This window comes from Serratia sp. Tan611 (assembly GCF_905188235.1).
Taxonomy (GTDB): domain Bacteria; phylum Pseudomonadota; class Gammaproteobacteria; order Enterobacterales; family Enterobacteriaceae; genus Serratia_B; species Serratia_B rhizosphaerae.
In genome coordinates this window covers 2001853-2019193 of the sequence record NZ_LR994655.1, presented here as the reverse complement: position 1 = coordinate 2019193, position 17341 = coordinate 2001853, and the positions used below count along the sequence as shown (strand labels likewise).

Genomic DNA, 17341 nt, shown 5'->3' with positions numbered 1-17341 from the left:
TTTTGCCGCCCGCCGTGCTTTTATTAGCAAACCTGGCTTTCCAATCATCTGATATAGCTATATAAAAGTCCGAACACCGACAATTTTGGCTGGTTTATCCTATTTCCCCTAAAAAAAAGCAATAATCACTAAACAGCCGCAAATCATCCTTAGCGTTTTACCCTGAAAACAGGCTATCATTAACCTGCCGCACGCAGCCGCGTACCGCCTTACCCCAGCCAAAGGAGAACGTTATTTTGGATGCCAGCACGATCAACAACCTGTTTATCATCGGCGCTGTGTTGGTAGGAGCCAGTATCCTGCTCAGTTCATTCTCTTCACGCCTCGGCATCCCTATTCTGGTTATTTTCCTGGCGATTGGCATGCTGGCCGGCGTTGACGGCCTCGGCGGCATCCCTTTCGACAATTATCCGGTTGCTTATCTGGTCAGTAACCTGGCCCTGGCCGTCATTCTGCTGGATGGCGGCATGCGCACCCGCGTCAGCTCCTTCCGCGTCGCCTTATGGCCCGCCCTATCGCTGGCGACCGTCGGCGTGGTGATTACCGCCGGCCTGACCGGCCTGGCCGCCGCCTGGCTGTTTAATATCGATCTGATTCAGGGGCTGCTGATCGGCGCGATTATCGGCTCAACCGATGCCGCTGCGGTGTTTTCACTGCTCGGCGGGAAAGGTTTGAACGAACGCGTCGGCTCCACGCTGGAGATTGAATCCGGCAGTAACGATCCCATGGCCGTGTTCCTCACCATTACCCTGATCGCCATGATCTCCGCCGGTGAAACCATGATCAGCTGGGACTTCCTGCTGCATCTGCTGCAGCAATTCGGCATGGGTATCGTCTTCGGCCTTGGCGGCGGCTGGCTGCTGCTGGGGCTGATCAATCGCATTAAATTACCGGAAGGGCTATATCCTCTGCTGGCCGTCAGCGGCGGTATCCTGATTTTCGCCCTGACCACCGCGCTCAACGGCAGCGGTATTCTGGCGGTGTACCTGTGCGGTCTGACATTGGGCAACCGCCCTATCCGCAACCGGCACGGTATTGTACAAACCTTCGACGGGCTGGCCTGGCTCAGCCAAATCGGCATGTTCCTGGTGCTGGGGCTGCTGTTGACGCCAAGCAACCTGCTGCCAATCGCCATCCCCGCGCTGCTGCTCTCGCTGTGGATGATTCTGTTCGCACGCCCGGTGTCGGTATTTATCGGCCTGCTGCCGTTCCGCAACTTTACCCTGCGTGAACGCATCTTTATCTCCTGGGTGGGGCTGCGCGGCGCGGTGCCGGTTATTTTAGCGGTATTCCCGATGATGGCCGGCCTGCCCAATGCGCACCTGTTCTTCAACGTGGCCTTTTTCGTCGTGCTGGTCTCGCTGCTGCTGCAGGGCACCACGCTGACGCTGGCGGCGAAAAAAGCCAAAGTGGTGGTTCCGCCGGCGCTGGCGCCAATCTCGCGCGTCGGGTTGGATATACACCCGGAAAACCAGTGGGAGCAGTTCGTTTATCAGCTCTCAGCGGAAAACTGGTGCGTCGGCGCCGCACTGCGCGAGCTGAAAATGCCGCAGGGCACCCGTATCGCCGCCCTGTTCCGTGGTAAAGAGCTGCTGCACCCCAGCGGCAGTACGCGGCTGCGCGAGCAGGATATTCTGTGCGTTATCGGCCATGAACACGATCTGCCGGCGCTGGGCAAACTGTTTAGCCAGGCCCCGGCCGTTACGCTGGACGAACGTTTCTTCGGCGATTTTATTCTGCAGTCGGACGCGCGTTTAAGCGATATCTCCCAGGTTTACGGGCTGAATCTGCAAGATGGTATCGATGAACAGCAAACGCTGGGCCAGTTTGTGATACAGATGATCGGCGGGGAACCGGTAGTCGGCGACCAGGTCGAGTGGGATGGATTGACCTGGACCATTGCAGAAATGGACGGCAATATCGTCAGTAAGATCGGGGTAAAAATCGACGCCGATTAACCTTCCCGCACCGGTGGCGCGCTTCCGCGCCGCCGTTTTCCGCCATCCTCTCCCGACCATCAGCATGCTTAGCCCGTCTGACAACCAAATGGGGAACTTCTGACCGTAAGTAAGTTCTTAATCAACAGTGGTCGGCCTGCCCGACTGCTGCAAAGAACGATAAAACGACGGGATAGGTATCACGTGAATAACGGGAAAAAGTTCGTTTCAGCAATGCTGGTTTTAGCATTAGTATTGGTTGGTTTGAACCTGGGCATTGCCGATTTGGTTCATAAACTTATAGTTGGATAATTTATCGTGGCACAGCACGGGAAAGACAAAGATATTTTAGGTAAGGTGTTGCTCAGCGTTTCAGCGCTCTGCCTCGCCGTGGTTATCGGTTTTCTGGTCTGGGCGTTCATCCTTGACTAAACCGCCGCCAATAAAAAAACCGCCGCGGCGGTTTTTTTATTGGCAATGGCGATTAAATTTTGCAGCCTTCGCAGTCCGCCTCATCCTCAAGGATGTCAGGCACTTCACTGGCCTTCTCCGCCGCTTTTTTTTCTGCTTTCGCGAGTTCGGCGTCAATATCAAAATCAAAAATCTCATCACTCATCGCAACTTCCTCATGCTTCTTTACAGGCTCAAACGCTGAGTATAATCGACCTCGGTGTCGACGCAACCCTTAGTTGACCAGAGCAACCGATGCGGCGGGCGTATGCAGTTTTTTACCGTAGGCCAAATCATAGACGTCATAGAAATCGACCTCGCCCTTGTTGGCTAAAATTTCGCGTACGCGCGCTTTCAAAAGCGGGCTAATCGACGGTTCCGCCAGCAAATCAGCCACCGCATGGGACGGCAGTGCGCGGGTAAAGTACCACTCGCCATTATAACAAACGCGTAAATCAAGCACGCCGATATCTTCAAAGCGGTAAACGGGCTTGATCTCCATCAGCAACATGGCAAACATAAACAGCACAAAAGCGGTAAAGCCAAGCAGCGCCCCAAGCCCTAAATAGGGCACCGGATACATCACGGCAATCACGGCGAAATAGCCGGCGAACATCGCCAGACACAGATAGCGGTGATTACGGGCAAATTCGCTGTTGAAACGCGGCTTACCGTCACGCCCTTCCCGCTGGTTGATCAGCTCGATCTCTTTCATCAGAATGTTTTTTATCGCGTCCATAATTTACTGCCTTAGCCTGAGAGCAAAATGGCTATCAATCGTTACCCTTCACGCTAACACAAGTACAGTTTCCCCAGGTATAGCAGTTAAGCAATTAAAAACCGGCAACTGTTATAGGTGGAGCTAACGCGGCTGCGAGGCTTTGCCCTGGGCAAACATAAACATCCGCTGCGCAACGTCATCCGCCTGTTTGATCCTGTCCTGTTGCACGGCGTTGCCGCGTTGGATCGCACGTGCATAGGCAATTTCATGGGCGCGATCGATCATGCCGATAACATTATCACGCAACGATTTATCCAGATTACCCAACAGGGTCGTCAGGATCGCCTGGTAAGCATTGGATTCCGCAGTCAGCGCCTTCTCCCGCGCTTCCAGCACGGCGATACGTTGCATCAGTTCCTGCAGTTGAGCGGATTCAGACATATCGACCTCCGGTTATCAGACAGAAAGCCTGCCTTAATAACAGTCTAGCAAAGGATCAATATGCGAAAAGTAACGGTGGACGGTGGACGGTGGACGCCTAAAGAGCGGGAAGATGGCGCGCTATGCAGGACTCGAACCCGCGTCTATCAATTTTGTAGCCAATAAAGCATGTTAAAACCAATCACTCTGCCAACTGAGTTAATAGCGCACTCCCCTATGCTTTGGCGACATTATCCATAACGTCGCCGTGGGTACAAGACAAATCACTGGCAGAGGGATGTTTTACAGATAAATCTCAGTATATAGTCAAACCTGGCATAACTATTCACTGAGAAAAACATCGGGGTCGGCCATTACCGCAAGCGGCGTCACATCTGGCGGGGTTTCGCCAGATACTGGCAGGTAGCAAACAGGCAGAATGCATAGCCGACCAATTCGCACCCCTCTTCCACCATATTTTTTACCACCCGGTCATAACCATCCAGCAGTAAACCTTCCCATAACAGGTGCATGCCGAACAGACGGGAAAACACCAGAATACACAGTAAGCCGGCACACATCATGCCGTAGCTCGGATGGTTAAAGAAATGGGCTAACCCATGCAGCGCCGAAGCAGCATGGCGAACCGCGTATCCCAGACAGAGCACCGTGCTCAGCAGAGCAAACCACACCCAGGCGCCGTGATGCAGATAATCGAACACAAAATCCAGTTCGCGAATCAACATGCACAGAAAGAAGCCGCCAATCAATACCCTAGCAGCGCGATACTCGACATGGCGACGAGCGGAGACAAAGAAACCGACCGCGATAGCGGCAAGAAACAGTTCCTGCATCAGCTCCGTCAACGACATTTCATAGACAAAGTTATGTAGCCAATAAACATCAATAAAAATCAGCCCCATCAGCACGGCCAGCGTTGCTGAATAGAGCAGAAAGAAAGAGAGTTTTTTTACAATAATATTGAGGTTAGTACGGTACTGCATAGTCACTTCCGTTATTATATTCACGCGGGGTATGTTACCTGCCGTAACCTCTTTTACCTTGGCTATTCATGCGCTTGCTGCCGATCTTGCGTAATTATTTATACGTCCGTATTGATAAACAAAATTGCTAGATTTGATCCCCATCACATATAACGTTAAGCTATATATGGATTTTTATTAATCACACAAGTGACATATCAATGGGGAAATAGGTCAAATTTCAACAAAATAGTCAGTTTAATGATTGAGGGACTCCAAAGTGCCAACGGCACACTAAAATTAGAAGAGTTAATGTCTGGGCAGAAAAACGTGAACGGGAACGGTTGATTCACGTTCAACTCAATATTTAAGGGATGATGCTATGAAGCTAAGAAGAAAACGACATAAACCGCTACATATTAACGACATAACCATTATTGACGACAGCAAGCTGAAAAAAGCCATTACCGCCGCCGCGCTCGGTAACGCGATGGAGTGGTTTGACTTCGGGGTTTACGGCTTTGTTGCCTATGCCCTAGGACAGGTGTTCTTTCCCGGCGCCTCTCCCGGCGTGCAGATGATCGCCGCGCTGGCGACCTTTTCGGTACCGTTCCTGGTACGCCCGTTGGGCGGCGTGTTCTTTGGCGCCATGGGGGATAAGTTCGGTCGCCAAAAGGTACTTTCCGTCACCATCATTATTATGGCGATCAGCACCTTCTGTATCGGGCTGATCCCGTCCTATGCCAGCATCGGCATCTGGGCGCCGATCCTGCTGCTGCTGGCCAAACTGGCACAGGGCTTCTCGGTGGGTGGTGAATATTCCGGTGCGGCCATCTTCGTCGCCGAATATTCACCGGACCGCAAACGCGGCTTTATGGGCAGCTGGCTCGATTTCGGCTCTATCGCTGGTTTCGTGCTTGGCGCCGGCGTCGTGGTGCTGATTTCCAGCATTGTCGGCGAAGCCAAGTTCCTCGACTGGGGCTGGCGTCTGCCCTTCTTCCTCGCGGCGCCGCTCGGCATCATCGGCCTGTATCTGCGTCACGCACTGGAAGAGACGCCTGCGTTCCAACAGCATGTCGACAAAATGGAACAGGGCGATCGTGACGCGCTGCAGAATCCGCCGCGCGCCTCCTTTAAAGAGATCGCGACCAAACAATGGCGCAGCCTGCTGGTTTGCGTGGGGCTGGTTATTGCCACCAACGTCACCTATTACATGCTGCTGACCTATATGCCGAGCTATCTGTCGCACAACCTGCACTATTCGGAAAGCCACGGCGTCCTGATTATCATCGCCATCATGATCGGCATGCTGTTTGTACAACCGGTGATCGGCCTGACCAGCGACCGCATCGGCCGTAAACCGTTTGTGATCGGCGGCAGTATCGGCCTGATGTTACTGGCGATCCCCTGCTTTATGCTGATCAACAGCGGCGTCATCGGTTTGATTTTTGTCGGCCTGCTGGTTCTGGCGGTGCTGCTTAACTCCTTTACCGGCGTTATGGCATCAACACTGCCGGCCATGTTCCCGACACATATCCGCTATAGCGCACTGGCTATTTCGTTCAACATCTCCGTACTGGTTGCGGGCGCAACGCCAACCGTTGCCGCCTGGCTGGTCGAGTCCAGCGGCAATCTGTATATGCCGGCCTATTATCTGATGGTGGTCGCCGTCGTCGGCCTGCTGACCGGCCTGTATATGAAAGAAACCGCCAACAAACCGCTGCGTGGTGCAACGCCGGCCGCGTCAGACCGTTCCGAGGCCAAGGAGCTGTTACAGGAAACCTACGATAATATCGAACAGAAGGTTGAAAACATCAGCGATGAAATTGGCGATTTGGAAGAACAAATCAAAGCGCTTGAAAAAAGGAAACAGGCGCTGATCGATCAGCATCCAAAGCTGGACTAATCGTCAGCAACAAAAAACCACCTCAAACGAGGTGGTTTTTTTATGTTGCTCGCCGCACATTACCAAGCTGGTAACGCAGGTTAAACCCGCAGCGCAGAATTAATGATAAAATGGTTTTTCTTTTCGCTATTTATTCAACGCGCATGAACGCCGACGGTTTCCAGAGCAACGCGATAATATTTTTGAATATCTTCCGGCTGGCGCTCAATTTCCTGCACCAGATATTTCATAATATTATCTTTATTCACCATGCGTTGTGACGAAATCAAATGCAACACGCTCTCACCGAAAATAACCATCAGCTTTTCCCGGTAGATTTTGGCATTATCTTGCGGCATCCCGTACAGACTGTAATCAACCATTTTTAAATTTTCTCTCAAAACAAACGCCGCTGGACTATCCTGTAGTAGATATCATTATCCAGCGATTACAACAGGATAAAAAAGGAAAATATTTCACACAGTTAGTCGAACAATAAGAGTTTTCCTAGCAAACGGCAAGCATATAAAGCCCTGACGCTAATGTTTAAGATTTTTCGCACCCCACATGCTTACCGCTATATTTAACCACAATAAAAACAATGAATTCTAATTATTGTAGCGGCCGTCTAATAATCCATGCGCAACAATCATGCCGATATTTCGCATTATAAATATTATAAATGCGACAAACTTCACGTTTTTTTGGCAGATTACCGATTTTATCTTGCCTATGGCCATCCAGAAAGCTAGCTTGCTACAGCCGACTTGGTAAACCATTACTTTTAACAATATGAAATAAAAGGTTATTATGTCGATTACCGTTAAAAGCAAGAAAGAAGCTAAAGTTGCCATCTCGACAGGGAAAGCAAAACGCATCAGGCTCGATTATGCGGTTAGCGCTGATGATGTTTCAGAGCTGACGATGATATGCCGTGAGAAAGGCGCAAATATCATCAAAGACAATGATAATTTTATCATTGCCATGGGCAACCCTAGCATGCCTAAAGTGGCCAGCTTCCCGTTCTGAGCCCCTATTATCACCTCGCCCCGTTCGGGGCGTTGTTTATCCCCGCCCGCCTTCAAGTTCATCTCCCCGCCACAGCGTGAAACAGTCAAAAAATGCGGCTCGGCTTGAAAAATTGAAGCGCTTCATTTATTTTTCTCCGACATCAGCGCATGTTTCCTGCATGCGATAAAGCGCTTCACAAAGAGGTTATTATGAATTCCCTGCCAACCCGCCTGCGCCGCCTGAGAAGTTCCGAGGCGCGTCGCTCCCTGTTCCAGGAAGATGAATTACGGCTGTCCGACCTGGTGTTGCCTATCTTCGTTGAGGAAGGCACCTCGGAATATCTGGAGCTGAACGCACTGCCGGGCATCAAACGCATCCCTGAATCCAGACTGGCTTTTGAGCTGGAAAAATACGCGAAAAGCGGTATTCGAAGCATTATGACATTCGGGGTATCTCACCATAAAGACGATATCGGCAGCGATACCTGGGACGAGAACGGTCTGGTGTCGCGTATGGCCCGTATCTGCAAAGATACCGTGCCGGAAATGATCCTGATGTCGGACACCTGTTTTTGCGAATACACCACCCACGGCCACTGCGGCGTAGTCCACGACCACTCCGTCGACAATGATGCAACGCTGCTGAACCTGCAGAAACAGGCAGTGGCGGCGGCACATGCCGGCGCGGACTTTATCGCCCCTTCTGCCGCAGCGGACGGCCAGGTTCAGGCCATCCGTCAGGCGCTGGACGAAGCCGGCTTCGGCAATACCGGCATTATCTCTTATTCCACCAAGTTCGCCTCTTCCCTGTACGGGCCATTCCGCGAGGCCGGCGGCAGCGAACTGAAAGGCGATCGTAAAACCTACCAGATGAACCCGATGAACCGGCGGGAAGCGCTGCGCGAGTCGCTGATTGACGAAGCCGAAGGCGCTGACGCGCTGATGGTTAAACCGGCCAGCTATTACCTGGATGTCATCCGCGATATCCGCAACGCCAGCACTCTGCCGGTTGCGGCCTATCAGGTCAGCGGGGAGTACGCGATGATTAAATTCGCCGCTGCCGCGGGCGCGATCGATGAAGCTCAGGTGGTACGCGAGTCGCTGTCGTCAATCAAACGCGCCGGCGCGGACTTTATCTTCTCTTACTTCGCCGCCGATCTGGCGCAGCAAGGGCTGTAAACGGCACGGCATAACGGCGCGGCCCCACGTCACGCCGTTATGTCGTTTCCCTCGGCGCCGCAAGGCTTTGCCGGAAGATCAGAGAACACGCCAATTCGGCACGCCCGGTAAACGTTGTTTGCTCCACCATGCTGACAATGCGCCGGGCGGCCAATGTGCCAATATCGCGCGACGGCACGTCAATGGTCGTTAATGCGGGCTGCGTCAGCGCAGAAAACTCAATGTTGTCCATCCCGGTTACCGATATATCCTGCGGCACCCGCCAGCCAGCCTGCTCAAGCTCATTAAGCACGCCCAGCGCCTGTACATCTGTCATGCACAAAATGGCCGTCGGTGGTTTACCATCGGCCAGGAGTCGCCGGGCAGCCTCTCGCCCGCCTTCAATGGTGAATGGCGCCTCAACTATCCGCGACTCGTCTAACCGTAACCGGCGTTCTTTCATCGCCTGCACAATGCCGCCAACGCGCTGACGACTTCTGTTATTGTTTGCCTGGCTGCCGCAGACCACGGCGATAGTCTGATGACCCAGCGCAATCACCTCCTGCGCCATCCGATATGTTGCATGCCAGTTGTCGAAACCGATACTGACACCATAAGGAGGCTCATCCATCTGCCAGGTGAGAACCAGCGGCAGCTGGCGCTGGCGCAGCAGCTCATAAACCCGTTCCTCATGCGTAGAACCCACCAAAACGATGCCCTCAACGCCGCGTTCCACCAGCGTTTTGATCACGTCAAACTCGCGCTCGGCCTGATATTCATGCGTTGCCAAAATGACCTGATAATTCATCGACCACAGCGTTGCCTGTAAGGTCTGTAAGGCATCGACAAAAGCCTGGTTATACATCGTGGGGAAAACGGCGCCGATGGTATAAGTGCGCCGGGAGGCCAGCGCACGCGCAGCCCCGTTGCTCACATAGCCCAGTTGCTCAACGGCAGAACGAACGCGCTGCAGCGTCGCAGGTTTGACCCTTTCGGGAACCGATAACGCCCGTGAAGCACTGCCCAGCGAAACGCCGGCCAGCTCGGCGACCTCGGCAAGGGTCGGGCGCTTAACGCTGTTTTTAATTGAAGAAGACATGAAAACCACTTGCACCAGGGCAGGAAGACAAAAATTATACCCCATCGGCTAAAGTGATGACCAGCCGGTGAGTTCGCACCGCCGGTGCATGTTATTCTCGGGGCAGATTAGGAAAGGTAAACCGTTTTTGACGGGAATGATTAAATCGTCGTACAAAGAACCAATGGAGTAAGGTTGCTGACATTCCCTGTCATACTTTGTACGACGAGCGGTAACATAACATCATCAATTACAAATTAATACATAAATTCAATGGGAATAATCCTAATAACAAACAAAATCAACCATACCCGCTACACTCTCTGCCATGCGCTATGTGCCATACTCCCCGGCAGAAAGGGCTGCGTCCTGAAGCACAGAATGCCGGCACCAGCCGGAAGCCGGGTCAATAAGATAATAGCGTCAACCTCATATAAAGCGGCGCCGTTACCGATGCAGGCAGCCCTTTATACGCCGTCTTCCCCCAGGATATCTATCCTCGCCGGCGCATGCCCTTTCTCTTTTTTCCAGTAATATCCCGTTTGCAACAGGGCGATAAACTCATCCTGAGTTAAAGACAGCGTTTCAACCCGCTCAACCCGCTCCTGATCCGGCGTCGGACGTAACACATCAATAACCAGCGTCCCCGGATCGTAAGACTGGCTTTCAATGCGCAGAGGCAGGCGGTCAAATACTTTAGGTTCGGTAATCAGATGTTCCGGAACAAAATCGCCGGAAAAAAGGCCATCCAGCGTCGCAACCGTTTCATAACCCGCAAAGCACTCAAACCGGACCTTTAAAATAGCGGCATGTTTGAGTTTTAAAAATGCTGGCCAGTCCGAATAACCGAGTTTATCGCTATAGAACGCATCACCGCGATGAAACTCGTAGCGATTCCCCTGCGTCCAGGTTTCATACTTATAGCCATCAAAGACCGCCGTCGTTTGTTTGATATCTAATGCCTCTTTGAACACGGACTTCACGGCAAAGCGCCAGCCGACCGCATAACCGTCGACAAATTGCGCAATTAAAATATTGCTGCGCGGCAAGGACCTTAGCGTATTAAACGTAGCGGCCATGTTCTCCTTCAGAGCCTGCAACTTATCGAGGTCGGTTGCGTCATTTTCAGTGTGTATGCTGTCAACTTCTTCGGATTTATAGGGAATTTCCCCGGTTGCCATAAAATGCCGGAACTGATCGCCGCTCAGAACCAGCGCACCTTTGGCATTTGCTTCCTCGATTTTTCGCCAGCCCGCATTAGCGCCACAGCACAGAAACGTCAGCTTAGCCGTCACACCGCTTCTCACTTTAAGCCGAGACGAAGCGGCAAGAGCGGTAAGCTCATCCTTTTCCTGTTTATTAAACCCCGTAAAACAAATTTCCAGACTGCCGTTTTGTGATAATTGGCTGCGTGAGATAGGCGCCGGCTCAACGCTATCGCGGCATCCCGATGCCAGGTCGAACGCCTCCAGTTCAGCTTGAGTATCAAACATTGTCACAATGCGCTCTTTTCTGAATGTTCGATAACTGCGGCGACTGACCGAATACCCCTGAATATAATCGCCTTTGTTGACCACGTTCATGACCGCATGCTTAGACACATTCCCTTCCGCATTCGAATAAAGAAAAAATGCTTCCCTATTGTTTGTTTTCTTCAGGTCAAACATCATTATCACCTATCATTATCTTCCCGGATCACACTGTCCTTTTCCGATTGGCATTACGTCCAATCGATTTTCATTAAGGTTAGTTATTCAATAAATAAATTTAATAACCTGGCAATCTTAACCCATATTAACCGGAAGTAAACAGCACACGATTTGTACGCAAAAAAACAGATGGAAAATAAAAACCATGACAATGATATAGTGACATGCCTTGGGAGGATAAAAGCATTAATTAACCATAAAATAAATATAACAACACAAAGCAATTCACTTGGATTATGAGTAATATCGCACGTTGAGCATTTCCCTAATTTTCCAACTGAACCAGTTGCCTCATTACCGCCCGCAACCGAGCGATAAATTCACCGTCTCGCCCTGCTGTATTTTTACTTTGCTTAAGGAAGTAATCGATCTCGTCCGTTAGCTCCGGGTATTGACGGATAAACTTTATCGCATGCTCTTCAAGCGTGTCCGGCCAGTCGCTATCACACTCGCCGCGAAACAAACTTGTGGCGCGGATCAGTTTCTTCGCCGCCGACTGCCGTAAGCGCGCGTACTGATTAACATCGTCCGCATGTTCAATACGCGCGATATAGCCGTTCAACACGTTGATATAGTCCCCGTTTACCGCCATGGCAATGGCTCGTGAAGGTTTAAAACGAGGAAACTGCTCGGTCAGATCCACACCATACACACAGCGACAATGATGTTTTAGCCAATAACCCCAACTGTGCCGGTACTCTGCCGCCAATGCCTCTGACAGGATGCCGCAGTCAAAATCAATCTTGCTGACAACGGGGTGCGCCTTCTCAAGCTTCACACGGACAGACGCCAGCGCAGTGTCCTGATCCGGCAGGACCGGGCGATGAAATATGATGCAGAGATCCAGATCCGAGCTCCCCACCGTCGCTTTCCCCCGTGCAACGCTGCCATACACATAGATGCTATGGATAACGCCGCCCAGCGTTTTCGTCAGCTGACGTACCGCGTCATCAATAACGCATCCAAACGCAGGTTGGAAGGTGACCGCACAGGGCGTGGTGATATATCCATTATGATCGACAGCCATTATCATCTTCCGGAAAGGCGTCCGGCGCCTATGGGGAGAAAACGCGTATCCCAATGACTGTATTACAAAGAAGACGAATCATAAACCCAAAACGCTGCCGGGCGCTCACAAAGCAATAGCGGGGTCTTACCTGCGTGGTCTGTCCAGAGCAAGCGCATACCATGAGATAGACTCGGAGAGCCTTCACATTCAAGGCTGCTACTTCTTTTTGATTTTTATATCCTTTATCCAATAACCGACAATACCAGAAGGATCTCCGGCCATGCCGCGCAGCAAAGCGACGCTTATACTCACCTGCATTTTCCTCTCCTCAACCCTCGCCGCCTGCGCCAGGGAGGAAAGCGCCCCCTTCACCCCCGATCCTCAATGCCAATTCACCCACTTGGCAGGCAAACATATCACGGCCGTTCAGCTATGCGCCGATGCAAAAACGGGAAATACGGTTACCGTAATCAAAGACGGGCAAGCCTACGATGTTGCGCACATCGCCTATACCCGCTTCCAACGCTTCAAATTCAGCGCCGATCCCGATGCCTTCTTCAGCAAGGTGATTGAGCCGAACCATACGGTGACGCCTTACCAGGGAAGCACGCGTCCACACGGCTGACCCACCAAGCCATCATCTATTTATTCTGTACGGGGGAAACGTGTTAAAAACATTGAATATCGCCACAGCCAGCCTGATTTGCATCCTGACACCCGTTTTGGGACACACTGCAAGCGTATTACGCCTAGATTGCCCAGAACGGGCCTTGATGACGGTCACGCGCTTTAACTATGGCCTGACCACGTTGGAATGGGCTGAACGCCACTTTCAGGTTGCGGCGGGTGTAAAACGCAATAAAACGGCGGAAGGCTCGCCTTTTCGGGTAATCAGCTTTCGCAATGGCGATGACCTTGTGTACTTCCCCGAGAAGCATCTGCATGTCTTTTTTTATGCCGGCAGCACTAACCCCGTGGTCTGCAAAGACATAGACACCTTTACGACACATGCCATCAAGCTTCCGCGTTATCACTAACATGCCATAGACCAGGAACGACCTTTATTCAACATACAATACGGCATAAAACCTCATACTGCCGATGCATTTTTGCAACAGATTCATTGACATAAATCAAATTCGAAAATATAGACTCCCGTATCATCGTCAGTGAAAGATTTTCCCTGGTGTTGATGCCTTTCCCCTCCTTGCGAGGGGATTTTTTTGCCTCAGACGTTCCACAGACAATAAAAAACGCCTCATGGCACCATCTCTAACGCATTATTACCCATGTTACTGGTTGGCCTGCGATGCCGTTACCCTTTATAAAAAGTTAAGCCACGTTATCACATTCACAAATAATTATTATCGCTATGGATTCAAAGGCTGACCACATAGGCAATCCGAGATAAAAACACGTCGTAATAGGATAGCCAGTAAAGCATAAGGGTGATATATTTTTTATTTATTCAATCAATGTTAATGGATGACAAATGAACTTTAGGATTATAGTTATATTGCTGATGACTGTATTACTCAATGCCTGTTCCAGTGATGGAATATCACTATCATCGCCCTCGCTTTGCCAAGGTTTTGGATGCGAGAAAAAGCCGGGTGAACAACCAGACCAGGCGGCAACGCATAAGCCGACCAAGGATGAAAAAATCCGAGCACGTAGGGGCGAAAACCCTAACTTTGGTTCGGATAACATCACTCTCAGCGGCCCAGGAATATCATTCTGAATGTTGACCCAGCAGGCAAAGACACCGAGGTTTATCGGTATCTCCGCTTGATATAATCCACGCTGGGAACGGCGAGTAAAAAGACTCGGCGTTGACGCCGCGGATCCCCCTGCGGCCACCATCAATCAAGAAATTTTAAACTCACGGCCTATAGACTTAATAACTACACAGGCGATAAGTAACCTATTGAAATAACATTGTTATAAGCCACCTTTGATAACCCGACAGCCCCTCGTACAATAACCAACCATTGAAACCTCCGGCATGGTTGATTATGTTACCACCATACCAATCGCTCAGAATCTCCATCACCCAACCTGGAGTATCAGCAATGATTGGAAGCCTGCTCGGGTTTGTTCTGCTGGTCAGCCCTTGTGGTTATGATGCGTGCGACGCACTATTGGCTACTGAAACGGTTTACCCGACCCGCTCGGAATGCGTGGCGGTCAAAGACGCTATCCAACGGCGTCTTCCTGACGTCGTGCTGTTTTGCACCGAAGCCTATCGATATGAAAACTGATTACAGCCAAGTGAGCTGGCAACCAGATCAAACGCGGCAGATTGAACAATATCACGCTTATCGCTACCCGTGCAGGGAGCGCTAACCTGAGGACTATATGGTCAAGCTTTACTACTCCCTGTGCGGCATCGTTTTTATCATCGGCATCGCCATGTCTATTCTCAGCGTAGAGTTCCCCGGCAGCACCGATAGTGGCGAGATGCCATTAGCTTTTGGTGCCGGCCTGTATATCGCATTTATCGGCATTATCGGCTTTGCCGTAGGCCTGATAGCAAAATGCCTCTCGACGATGGTAAGAAAGAGAAACAGATAACCGCACTCCCGGCGTTGTAAACACGCAGCCGTAGTTCCATGCGCTTTTTAACATCCTGTTCCTATGATGTGGAAGCGAGCTTAAGGCAAACGGCACGATCATCCGGGATACTGACAGCATTTTCTGAATGATGTTTTAAGGGCACAAAAAAACCGCCTTTCGGCGGCTTACGACACTGCTTATTGCTTTGATTATTCTGATGTTTCCCATGGTACCCGGGGCGGGACTTGAACCCGCACAGCCATAAGCCGAGGGATTTTAAAAACTACGACAGACTTTTTAAAATCATAAGGTTATGATTTTTATCATAATAAAATTGCGCATGGTTGCTATTTCTAGCGCTTAGTTGGTTTTTCATCGCCACGGCTCACAGCCAAATTCAGCCTACACACCATCATAAAAACGCATTGCCAGTCGGTATACTAAATAAGCAGGTACAAGTCCTACGCAAGATAGAAAAGCCAAGGTGTATTTGTGTTCAGAGTCGGAGACGAACGCAAAATATCCAGCAATGACTAATGCCATAGCACCAATGGCGTTAGCCACCCCAACAAATGTTTTTGATACAAGTTTGTTTGTCAGGTTAGCCATTCTCCCTTGCCCCCTCATTCATCACTTTTTCAGTAGGTTTCATTGGAATTTTCCAGTATAAAAAACAACCACAAATGAACACACCAACAGGTATCAGAAACGACCAAAAGCCATAGCCGTATGAAAAAATAATAGAGACCAGGACAGCATTAAACGTCAGTATCCAAATCAAAAATCGAAGGAAACCATACAAAAGATGACGGAAGTTAGCTAATTTGCTAGCTTGCATAATAATCAGTCCTTTTGAATGCTGTCGAAAGGATTTAGGGATACAGCCGCATCCAAGTGTTCAGGTGCAAAATGCGCATATCGCATAGTCATCGTGATAGAGCTGTGCCCCAGTATTTGCTGCAGTACCAAAATATTGCCGCCCCGCATCATGAAATGGCTGGCGAATGTGTGCCGTAATACGTGCGTTCGCTGGCCTGCAGGCAGCTCTATATCGGCACGCTTTAACGCATGCTCGAAGGCTTCGTAACACGGCGAGAACAGATTGCCCCGTTTCTTCGGCAGCAACGCCTGCAGCTTCGCCGAAATAGGGATAGTCCGGTTCTTTTTGCTTTTCGTCTGCGTGAACGTCACTCTGCCCGGCATAACCTGAGATTGCTTCAACCCTTGAGCCTCGCCCCAGCGGGCACCAGTGGCCAGACAAACACGCACAACCTTTCCGAGATCTTTATTTGCTGACGCATCACAGGCGTCGAGCAGCCTTCTGATTTCATCGTCATACAGAAATGCCAGCTCCTGTTCGCCCTCTCTAAACTGGCGAATACCATCAAGGGGGTTGTCTCGCTCCCATTCTCCCAGGCGCTTCAGCTCAGAAAAAACAGCGTGCAGGTAGGAATATTCACGGTTAACCGTAGCCTCTTTGAGCTGCTTCTTGCCCTTCTGGTTCCACTCACCACGCAGCCGGCGTTCGCGGTAGACCGCAAACATGTTTTTATCGAAAAGGTCGACATAGGGATCTTCGAGGCGCTCACAAATAGCCTCGAGCTTGTTTTTCCGCTCTTCCCCCGACGTCAGGGATTTACCGTGCATTTCATACCAACGGGAAACCAGATCAGAGAGGCGCTGGGTGCTGCCTTGAACACCGGCACTATTGACGCTATTCATAATGCGTCGTTCGTACGATAACGCCTCTCCTTTGGTCGCTCGCGTCACGCGGATGCGTTTGCCGGATGCTCCATAGGGATAACACTCACACAGCCACTTCCCGTTGGGTAACTTACGAACGGTCACGTTCAGTTACCCTTATGTACATATTCTCCGCTTTATCGAGCAATCTCAGCACATCTTCAGCATTATTTGCTTTAACATCAGCTTTTAACCAAGAGCCATCCTTGGTTTGTATGTCAATGTGAACCTCTTTTTTATGCAAACTGACTAATTTTTGTAATGCACCAATAACAGCTCTAGCCTTTGGGATAATGTTCTCGGCAAGAATTAAAAATTTCTCAAAGCTGGTCGGTGAAAACGTCATGACGCTGCCGACCTCAATAGACTCACTTTTAAGTACGGTGTTAAAATCTTCTACGCTGACATTCTCGACAAAAAACTGGATCTCTTTTATGCGACTCATCTTAGGGCTGTCTCCAAATTTTTGCAGCAAAGTAAACAGTGCTTTTTTCTTCCTTGGGTTGGCCATTAAACAGCTGTTCCCAGGTAACAATACTGTTGTAAGGGTTCAAGTTAATCATCCAGGAACAGGGACAAATTCCATTAGTTCGAACATTAATATGCTCATGATCGATAACGATAAGGGGGAATGGATATCAGTTTGCAGCAAGCAAACCTCACGCTCAGGAGAGCCCATTCC

At 50.5% G+C, this 17341-nt stretch carries 20 protein-coding genes and 1 tRNA gene; 8 read left to right on the top strand and 13 right to left on the bottom strand.

The annotated features are described in order from the left end of the window. Window positions 1–236 precede the first annotated feature (236 nt). The gene (locus tag TAN611_RS09530; RefSeq protein ID WP_105230701.1) at window positions 237–1958 is read left to right on the top strand and encodes a potassium/proton antiporter; all 1722 of its coding nucleotides are present in this window, start codon (window positions 237–239) and stop codon (window positions 1956–1958) included. Window positions 1959–2421: 463 nt separating this feature from the next. Here TAN611_RS09530 and TAN611_RS23615 read toward each other — a convergent pair whose 3' ends face one another. The 5 genes from TAN611_RS23615 to TAN611_RS09510 form a co-directional block, all read right to left on the bottom strand. Further along, a complete protein-coding gene (locus TAN611_RS23615) occupies window positions 2422–2553 on the bottom strand; it encodes a hypothetical protein (protein ID WP_015671916.1) in 132 nt (43 codons plus the stop codon). Window positions 2554–2622: 69 nt separating this feature from the next. Beyond that, the gene (locus TAN611_RS09525; protein WP_203067621.1) at window positions 2623–3126 is read right to left on the bottom strand and encodes a YlaC family protein; all 504 of its coding nucleotides are present in this window, start codon (window positions 3124–3126) and stop codon (window positions 2623–2625) included. A 123-nt stretch (window positions 3127–3249) separates the two neighbouring features. Beyond that, window positions 3250–3549 carry a hypothetical protein gene (locus tag TAN611_RS09520; protein WP_105230699.1) on the bottom strand — a complete coding sequence of 100 codons (300 nt, stop codon included), beginning with the start codon at window positions 3547–3549 and terminating at the stop codon, window positions 3250–3252. Window positions 3550–3662: 113 nt separating this feature from the next. Continuing rightward, window positions 3663–3757: transfer RNA gene (locus TAN611_RS09515), tRNA-OTHER, on the bottom strand. Window positions 3758–3917: 160 nt separating this feature from the next. Next, window positions 3918–4532, bottom strand: a complete 615-nt coding sequence (locus TAN611_RS09510; RefSeq protein ID WP_105230698.1) for a hypothetical protein — start codon at window positions 4530–4532, stop codon at window positions 3918–3920. A 361-nt stretch (window positions 4533–4893) separates the two neighbouring features. Here TAN611_RS09510 and proP point away from each other — a divergent pair, with 361 nt between their 5' ends. After that, window positions 4894–6417, top strand: a complete 1524-nt coding sequence (gene proP / locus TAN611_RS09505) for a glycine betaine/L-proline transporter ProP (RefSeq protein WP_105230697.1) — start codon at window positions 4894–4896, stop codon at window positions 6415–6417. Between the two features lie 134 nt (window positions 6418–6551). On the opposite strand, the gene TAN611_RS09500 is transcribed toward proP, so the two are convergent. Further along, entirely contained in the window at window positions 6552–6797 is a 246-nt protein-coding gene (locus tag TAN611_RS09500) for a hypothetical protein (protein ID WP_232251653.1), read from the bottom strand. Between the two features lie 409 nt (window positions 6798–7206). On the opposite strand from TAN611_RS09500, the gene TAN611_RS09495 reads away from it, so the two are divergent. Together TAN611_RS09495 and hemB are read left to right on the top strand one after the other, a co-directional pair. Continuing rightward, window positions 7207–7425, top strand: coding sequence for a hypothetical protein (locus TAN611_RS09495; protein ID WP_105230695.1), 219 nt, complete (start codon window positions 7207–7209; stop codon window positions 7423–7425). Window positions 7426–7616: 191 nt separating this feature from the next. Next, window positions 7617–8585 carry a porphobilinogen synthase gene (gene hemB / locus TAN611_RS09490; protein WP_172606290.1) on the top strand — a complete coding sequence of 323 codons (969 nt, stop codon included), beginning with the start codon at window positions 7617–7619 and terminating at the stop codon, window positions 8583–8585. A gap of 37 nt (window positions 8586–8622) precedes the next feature. Here the strand turns inward: hemB and TAN611_RS09485 are convergent, their stop codons facing one another. The 3 genes from TAN611_RS09485 to TAN611_RS09475 form a co-directional block, all read right to left on the bottom strand. Beyond that, complete coding sequence (locus TAN611_RS09485; protein ID WP_234008639.1) at window positions 8623–9708, bottom strand: substrate-binding domain-containing protein; 1086 nt, start codon at window positions 9706–9708, stop codon at window positions 8623–8625. A gap of 401 nt (window positions 9709–10109) precedes the next feature. Further along, entirely contained in the window at window positions 10110–11312 is a 1203-nt protein-coding gene (locus TAN611_RS09480; protein ID WP_203067620.1) for a BRCT domain-containing protein, read from the bottom strand. A gap of 304 nt (window positions 11313–11616) precedes the next feature. Further along, window positions 11617–12378, bottom strand: a complete 762-nt coding sequence (locus TAN611_RS09475) for a nucleotidyltransferase domain-containing protein (protein ID WP_234008638.1) — start codon at window positions 12376–12378, stop codon at window positions 11617–11619. A gap of 262 nt (window positions 12379–12640) precedes the next feature. Here TAN611_RS09475 and TAN611_RS09470 point away from each other — a divergent pair, with 262 nt between their 5' ends. From TAN611_RS09470 to TAN611_RS09455, 4 genes are all read left to right on the top strand, one after another. Continuing rightward, on the top strand, window positions 12641–12985 hold the full coding sequence (locus tag TAN611_RS09470) for a hypothetical protein (protein WP_158684794.1): 345 nt from the start codon (window positions 12641–12643) through the stop codon (window positions 12983–12985). Between the two features lie 40 nt (window positions 12986–13025). Continuing rightward, window positions 13026–13397 (top strand): hypothetical protein, encoded by a 372-nt coding sequence (locus TAN611_RS09465; protein WP_145961138.1) that lies wholly within the window; start codon window positions 13026–13028, stop codon window positions 13395–13397. Window positions 13398–14432: 1035 nt separating this feature from the next. Continuing rightward, window positions 14433–14621, top strand: a complete 189-nt coding sequence (locus TAN611_RS09460; RefSeq protein ID WP_105230689.1) for a hypothetical protein — start codon at window positions 14433–14435, stop codon at window positions 14619–14621. 97 nt (window positions 14622–14718) lie between these two features. Continuing rightward, the gene (locus TAN611_RS09455) at window positions 14719–14934 is read left to right on the top strand and encodes a hypothetical protein (RefSeq protein WP_197951788.1); all 216 of its coding nucleotides are present in this window, start codon (window positions 14719–14721) and stop codon (window positions 14932–14934) included. Between the two features lie 384 nt (window positions 14935–15318). Here the strand turns inward: TAN611_RS09455 and TAN611_RS09450 are convergent, their stop codons facing one another. Genes TAN611_RS09450 through TAN611_RS09435 form a run of 4 tightly spaced genes read right to left on the bottom strand, consistent with a single transcriptional unit; the run spans window position 15319 to window position 17170 of the window. Beyond that, window positions 15319–15525: a hypothetical protein gene (locus tag TAN611_RS09450; protein ID WP_203067619.1), complete on the bottom strand. Its 207-nt coding sequence runs from the start codon at window positions 15523–15525 to the stop codon at window positions 15319–15321. Continuing rightward, window positions 15518–15754 carry a hypothetical protein gene (locus tag TAN611_RS09445; protein WP_203067618.1) on the bottom strand — a complete coding sequence of 79 codons (237 nt, stop codon included), beginning with the start codon at window positions 15752–15754 and terminating at the stop codon, window positions 15518–15520. The genes TAN611_RS09450 and TAN611_RS09445 overlap by 8 nt, the downstream gene beginning before the upstream one ends. Before the next feature lie 5 nt (window positions 15755–15759). Then, window positions 15760–16764: a tyrosine-type recombinase/integrase gene (locus TAN611_RS09440; protein WP_203067617.1), complete on the bottom strand. Its 1005-nt coding sequence runs from the start codon at window positions 16762–16764 to the stop codon at window positions 15760–15762. After that, window positions 16751–17170 carry a hypothetical protein gene (locus TAN611_RS09435; protein ID WP_203067616.1) on the bottom strand — a complete coding sequence of 140 codons (420 nt, stop codon included), beginning with the start codon at window positions 17168–17170 and terminating at the stop codon, window positions 16751–16753. Before TAN611_RS09435 ends, TAN611_RS09440 begins: the two co-directional genes overlap by 14 nt. Between the last annotated feature and the right edge of the window lie 171 nt (window positions 17171–17341).

Excerpts from the sequence above, each read along its gene's own strand:
- TAN611_RS09475 (WP_234008638.1), bottom strand. The coding sequence starts at position 12,378 with ATGGCTGTCGATCATAATGGATATATCACCACGCCCTGTGCGGTCACC.
- TAN611_RS09520 (WP_105230699.1), bottom strand. The coding sequence starts at position 3,549 with ATGTCTGAATCCGCTCAACTGCAGGAACTGATGCAACGTATCGCCGTG.
- TAN611_RS09510 (WP_105230698.1), bottom strand. The coding sequence starts at position 4,532 with ATGCAGTACCGTACTAACCTCAATATTATTGTAAAAAAACTCTCTTTC.
- TAN611_RS09435 (WP_203067616.1), bottom strand. The coding sequence starts at position 17,170 with ATGGCCAACCCAAGGAAGAAAAAAGCACTGTTTACTTTGCTGCAAAAA.
- TAN611_RS09470 (WP_158684794.1), top strand. The coding sequence starts at position 12,641 with ATGCCGCGCAGCAAAGCGACGCTTATACTCACCTGCATTTTCCTCTCC.
- TAN611_RS09525 (WP_203067621.1), bottom strand. The coding sequence starts at position 3,126 with ATGGACGCGATAAAAAACATTCTGATGAAAGAGATCGAGCTGATCAAC.
- proP (WP_105230697.1), top strand. The coding sequence starts at position 4,894 with ATGAAGCTAAGAAGAAAACGACATAAACCGCTACATATTAACGACATA.
- TAN611_RS09450 (WP_203067619.1), bottom strand. The coding sequence starts at position 15,525 with ATGGCTAACCTGACAAACAAACTTGTATCAAAAACATTTGTTGGGGTG.
- TAN611_RS09460 (WP_105230689.1), top strand. The coding sequence starts at position 14,433 with ATGATTGGAAGCCTGCTCGGGTTTGTTCTGCTGGTCAGCCCTTGTGGT.
- TAN611_RS23615 (WP_015671916.1), bottom strand. The coding sequence starts at position 2,553 with ATGAGTGATGAGATTTTTGATTTTGATATTGACGCCGAACTCGCGAAA.
- TAN611_RS09495 (WP_105230695.1), top strand. The coding sequence starts at position 7,207 with ATGTCGATTACCGTTAAAAGCAAGAAAGAAGCTAAAGTTGCCATCTCG.
- TAN611_RS09445 (WP_203067618.1), bottom strand. The coding sequence starts at position 15,754 with ATGCAAGCTAGCAAATTAGCTAACTTCCGTCATCTTTTGTATGGTTTC.
- TAN611_RS09480 (WP_203067620.1), bottom strand. The coding sequence starts at position 11,312 with ATGATGTTTGACCTGAAGAAAACAAACAATAGGGAAGCATTTTTTCTT.
- hemB (WP_172606290.1), top strand. The coding sequence starts at position 7,617 with ATGAATTCCCTGCCAACCCGCCTGCGCCGCCTGAGAAGTTCCGAGGCG.
- TAN611_RS09485 (WP_234008639.1), bottom strand. The coding sequence starts at position 9,708 with ATGGGGTATAATTTTTGTCTTCCTGCCCTGGTGCAAGTGGTTTTCATG.
- TAN611_RS09455 (WP_197951788.1), top strand. The coding sequence starts at position 14,719 with ATGGTCAAGCTTTACTACTCCCTGTGCGGCATCGTTTTTATCATCGGC.